The organism is Roseateles sp. (assembly GCF_044373315.1).
Lineage (GTDB): Bacteria > Pseudomonadota > Gammaproteobacteria > Burkholderiales > Burkholderiaceae_C > JACDQM01.
The window spans coordinates 1-5,351 of sequence record NZ_JBILQK010000155.1 but is presented as its reverse complement, the minus strand read 5'-3'; the positions used below and the strand labels follow the sequence as shown (position 1 = coordinate 5,351).

The following is a 5,351-nucleotide window of genomic DNA, read 5'->3' as shown; positions in this document are numbered from 1 at the left end:
GTTTGCCCAGTCGCTTGAGCGGCACGTGCTCCTGCATCTGCTCGATCACCTTGGCCGGGATGGTTGACAGGATGGGCGTCTCGATGAAGCCCGGCGCCACCGCGTTGACGCGCACGCCCTTGGGGCCGAGCTCGCGGCTCCAGGTCTTGGTGAAGCCGATCACGCCGAACTTGGTGGCGGCGTAATTCGTCTGGCCGAAGTTGCCGTAGATGCCGACAACCGAGCTGGCGTTGAGGATCACGCCGGCGCCCTGCGCCACCATGGTGTCGGCCACCGCCTGCGCGCAGTGGAAGACGCCGCGCAGGTTCACATCGATCACCGCGTCGAACTGTTCCAGCGTCATCTTCTGCAGGCGCGCATCCTTGGTGATGCCGGCGTTGTTGACCAGCACGTCGATGCGGCCGTACTTGGCCTTCACGGCTGCCACCACCGTGTCGACCTGCTCGCGCGAGGTGACATCCAGCACATGGCCCTCGGCCTGCGCGCCGGCGGCGCGGCATTGTGCCGCCGCGTCCTCGACCGCCTGCGGCTTGATGTCGCAGACGATCACGATGGCGCCTTCGCGCGCGAATTTCAGCGCTGTGGCCAAGCCGATGCCCTGGGCGGCGCCGGTGATGATGGAAACCTTGTTCTGGAGTCGTTGGGTCGTCATAGCTGGAGAAAGTCAGTCAGTTCAGAGAGGTAATCGTCGAAATCGGACAGCCCGTGATCGCTGCCTTCCAGCAGCTTGATCTGGCCGGGCGCGTAGCGGGCGTGCATTTCGCGCCAGTCCAGCACCTCGTCGCCCTTGGCGATGACGGCCAGCAGGCGCTCGGGATAGGCCAGCGTGCCGGGCTGCAGCGCACGCAGCTCATCGACGAACTCGGGGCGGAAGAAGAAGCGCTCCTCCGGGTTCTGCCAGCAGCTGTGCTCGCCGATGTACTTGGCTAGGTCCCGGGCCGGGTCGACCGCCGGATTGAGCAGCACCGCGCGGCAGCCCAGTGCCTGGGCCAGCACGGTGGCGTAGAAACCGCCCAGCGAGCTGCCCATCAGGGCCATGCGCTCGCGCGGCCAGTCGGCCACCAACTCGCGGGCCAATTCGATCGCTGCGCGCGGCGAGGGCGGCAGTTGCGGGCAGGCGAACACCAGATCCGGCCGGTGCTCGGCCACCCAGCGCGCCATGCGCTGGGCCTTTGCCGAGCGTGGCGAGGAGCGAAAACCGTGCAGATAAAGCAGGTGGGTGGCGTTCTCGGGTTTGGACATGGCGCGCCAGTCTAGCGACAGCGGCTGACCTGCCGCTTTCGGGCGGGTGACGTGGGGCGCTGTCGCGATCCTAGGGTCTTCCATGAGGTGGCCTCGCAGATGCGACGAACTGCGGTTTTCTGTCAGCGGATGGGGTGCTGCAGCATTGACGCCGGCCGCGCCTGCAGACAAAGTCGGCCCCTTTGCTTGTCCCCTTACCGTGCTGGAGGCCGCCACGAGCGCCTGCCGGCCAGTGCCACTTTCTGAGAGAAGAGCTGCATGACTGAAGATCGAATCCAGATGGGCCGCTCCGGCCTGAGCCTGTCGGCCATCGCGACCGCCATCGTCCTGCTGAGTGGCTGCGCCGTCAGCGTCAACAACACACCGGCGGCCGATGCCGCTGCCGCCAAGCCGGCCGACGCCGCCAAGCCCGTGGCCAGCGCACCGGCCGCTGCTTCCGGCGGCGCCGCCGCCAAGCCGGCGGCAGCTGCCCCGGCCGCTTCAGGCGCTGCACCGGCCGCTGCCAGGCCGCCCGCTGACCCGACCGCGCCCAAGCCCTTCGCCGAGATCATCAAGGACGCCAAGCAGCAGGACGGCCTGTTCCCGATCTGGCGCAAGGACGAGAAGGTCTGGATCGAGATCCCCAAGGCCATGATCGGCAAGCCCTTCATGTTCACCGTGAACATCGCCAATTCGGTGGGCGAGCGCGGCCTCTATGCCAGCCAGATGGGGCAGGACTGGATGGCCGAGTTCCGCGTGGTCGGCAAGCAGGTGCAACTGATGGCGCTGAACACCAAGTTCCGCGCCGTAGCCGACCAGGGCAGCAAGGTCGCGATCGACCAGGCCTTCTCGCCCAGCCTGCTGGGCGCCAGTGCGGTGGCCAGCGCCGAGCATCCGGAGCGCAAGTCCATCCTGATCGATGCCGGCTTCCTGTTCTCCGACATCCCGGGCTATTCGACCCGCCTGGAGTACGCCTACCGCCTGCCGTTCGCACTGGACCGCGCCAACTCTTCATTCGAGCGCGCCCGCGCCGAGCCCAAGCTGTCCACGCTGACTGCACGCATGCACTTCGCCACGCCGCGCATCCCGGCCCCGCCGATGACGCCGTCGCCGATGCCCATGCCCACGCCGCCGCAGGCCACGCCCGATCCGCGCAGCCTGTTCGTCGACTATGTCTACAGCTTCCTGGCCCTGCCCGAGCAGCCGATGGCACCGCGCCTGGCAGATCCGCGCCTGGGCCACTTCATGGAGTCCTTCACCGACCTGGGCGGTGACATGAAGGCCAACCCGCGCGTGCACTATGTGCAGCGCTGGCGCCTGGAGAAGAAGGATGCGGCGGCCGCCCTGTCCGAGCCGGTGACGCCCGTCACCTTCTGGATGGACAAGAACATCCCCGTCAAGTACCGCGCCGCGGTCGAGGCCGGCATCCTGGAGTGGAACAAGGCCTTCGAGAAGATCGGCTTCAAGAATGCCCTGGTTGCCAAGCAGCAGCCTGACGATGCCAATTGGGACAATATGGACGCGGGCCACGCCTCGATCCGCTGGTTCGTCGGCGCCGACGTGGGCTTTGCCATCGGCCCGAGCCATACCGATCCCCGTACCGGCGAGATCATCGATGCCGACATCGGCATGAGCGATGTGTTTGCGCGCGGCTCGCGCCGCTTCATTGCCGAAGATGTGGGCATGAGCGCCGAGCAGCGTCTGGCCAAGCTGAGCCTGGGCTGGAAGGACGGCCAGGGTGTGGCGCAGTGCAACTATGCACAGGAAGCTGCCGCCGAGATGCACTTCGCGATGGACATTCTGGAAGCCCGTGGTGACCTCGCCCCGGACAGCCCGGAAGCCGAAGCCTTTGTGTTCTCGGTGATCCGCGACACGGTGGCGCACGAAGTCGGCCACACGCTCGGCTTCAAGCACAACTTCAAGGCCTCGACCACCATTACCCAGGCGCAGCTGAAGGACAAGGCCTTCACCGAAGCCAACAGCATTTCCGGCTCGGTGATGGACTACAACGCCTACAACCTGCCGCTGAAGGGTGAGGCCAAGACCTCGATCAACCCGACCACGCTGGGTGCCTACGACTACTGGGCGGTCGAGTACGCCTACAAGCCGATCCCGGCTGATCAGGAGAAGGCCGAGCTGGCGCGCATTGCCGGCAAGAGCACTGATCCCAAGCTGGCCTATGCCGACGACGCGGATGCTGGTGGCTTCGGCCCCTACGACGGCCTGGACCCGCTGGCCAACCGCTTCGACCTGGGCGATGACCCGCTGGCTTATTACAAGAAGCGCCTGAAGCTGTCGCAGGAACTGTGGGCCCGTGTGCAGGAGCGCAAGCCGCAGCTGGGCGACGACCCGCTGCGTCAGCGCCGCCAGCTGCTGGCGGGCTTCCGTCAGCTGAACACGGCCGCTGATCTGGTCGGTAAATATGTCGGCGGCATGCATGCGCTGCGCGACCTGCCCGGTACCACCGGCCGCCCGAGCTTCCGCCCGGTCGAGCCCGCCAAGCAGCGCGAGGCACTGCAGTTCATCGCCAGCGGCCTGTTCAGCGCCGACAGCTTCCGCTTCAAGCCGGAGCTGCTGTCTTCGCTGACGCTGGACTACAACGAGTGGGAGCGTGGCACGCCGCTGAGCATCCCGGCCGTGGTGGGCAGCATCCAGCGCGTGGCGCTGGACCGCATGCTGAGTACCGGCACCGCGTCGCGCATGCTGGACCTGCCGTCCTACGTGGCGCCTGAGCAGCGCAAGGGCATGATCTCGCTCAACGAGGTCTACGCCACGCTGCAGGGCGCCATCTGGAGCGAGCTCAAGAGCGGCAGCGAGATCGACCGCCTGCGTCGCAATCTGCAGCGCGAGCACATGAAACGCCTGCAGACCCTGCTGACCAAGGGCTCGCCGACGCTGCCTGCTGACGCGCAAAGCCTGCTGCGCTACAACGCGACCCAGCTGCAGAGCGATCTGCGTGCCGCGGTGGCCAAGGGCGGCCAATCGGTGGAGACGCGCGCGCATCTGGCCGAGAGCCTGAGCACGCTGACCGAAGCGCTGCGCGCCACGATGAGCCGCAGCTGATCGAGTCCACCCGCAGTAGCAAAGAAGAAGAGCAAGGCACCATGCCCATTCAATCTCTGATGATGAAGGGCGGTGCCTGGCGCCGCCACGCACTGGCCACCGCGATGCTGGCCCTTAGCGCCGGCGCCACGCTGGCCCAGCCCGCGCCGCCGGCCACGCCGGCGGCAGCTGGCGGCGGCACGAACGGCCCGGCCGCGGGTGCACCTGCGCGCCCGCCGGCCGATCCCGCGGCCCTCAAGCCCTTCGACGAAGTGATCAAGGGCGCCAAGGTCAGCGAAGGCCTGTTCCCGATCTGGCGTTTGGACGAGAAGGCCTGGATCGAGGTGCCGGTCGCGGCCTTGGGCAAGCCCTTCCTGTTCACAGTCAACTATGCCAACTCGATTGGCGAGCGCGGCCTCTACGCCAGCCAGATGGGGCCGGCCTGGCTGGCGACCTTCCGCCGCGTCGGGCGCCAGGTGCAGCTGATGGCGCTTAACGAGAAGTTCCGCGCCGTTGCCGACCAGGGCAGCAAGACCGCGATCGAGCAGGCCTTCTCGCCCAGCCTGCTGGCCGCCGGTGTGCAGGCCAGCGCCGAGCACCCCACTCGCAAGTCCATCCTGCTGGATGCCAGCCTGCTGCTGGCCGACATTCCCGGCATGTCCACGCGCCTGGAGGCGGCCTTCCGCCTTCCTTATGCGCTGGACCGCGCCAACTCCAGTTTTGCCGCCAGCCGCGCCGATGCACAGCTCACGACGCTGACGGCGCGCCTGCACTTCGCCACGCCGCGCATTCCCGCGCCGCCGCTCACGCCCACGCCGATGCCGGCTGCGCAGCTGCCGCAAGCAGTGCCCGACCCGCGCAGTTTCTTCCTCGACTACGTCTACAGCTTCGCGGCCTTGCCCGAGACGCCGATGACGCCGCGCGAGGCTGATCCGCGCCTGGGCCATTTCACCGAGTCCTTCACCGACCTGGGCGGTGACATGAAGGCCAACCCGCGCGTGCACTATGTGAAGCGCTGGCGCCTGGAGAAGAAGGATGCGGCGGCGGCCTTGTCCGAGCCCGTCAAGCCCATCACCTTCTGGCTCGAC

The 5,351-nt window shown here is 67.4% G+C and carries 4 protein-coding genes; 2 read left to right on the top strand and 2 right to left on the bottom strand.

Annotated elements, in window-relative coordinates; all coding sequences use genetic code 11:
* Together ACIQ67_RS19285 and ACIQ67_RS19280 are read right to left on the bottom strand one after the other, a co-directional pair.
* Positions 1 to 652: SDR family NAD(P)-dependent oxidoreductase (locus tag ACIQ67_RS19285; RefSeq protein ID WP_397535999.1), on the bottom strand; the 652-nt coding region annotated here is incomplete at its 3' end.
* Positions 649 to 1,242, bottom strand: coding sequence for a YqiA/YcfP family alpha/beta fold hydrolase (locus ACIQ67_RS19280; protein ID WP_397535998.1), 594 nt, complete (start codon positions 1,240 to 1,242; stop codon positions 649 to 651). The genes ACIQ67_RS19280 and ACIQ67_RS19285, both read right to left, overlap by 4 nt.
* A 258-nt stretch (positions 1,243 to 1,500) precedes the next feature.
* Between ACIQ67_RS19280 and ACIQ67_RS19275 the strand changes: the two genes are divergently transcribed.
* Both ACIQ67_RS19275 and ACIQ67_RS19270 read left to right on the top strand, forming a co-directional pair.
* Positions 1,501 to 4,284: a zinc-dependent metalloprotease gene (locus tag ACIQ67_RS19275; protein ID WP_397535997.1), complete on the top strand. Its 2,784-nt coding sequence runs from the start codon at positions 1,501 to 1,503 to the stop codon at positions 4,282 to 4,284.
* A 41-nt stretch (positions 4,285 to 4,325) separates the two neighbouring features.
* A partial coding sequence (locus tag ACIQ67_RS19270; RefSeq protein WP_397535996.1) for a DUF5117 domain-containing protein occupies positions 4,326 to 5,351 on the top strand: 1,026 nt, incomplete at its 3' end.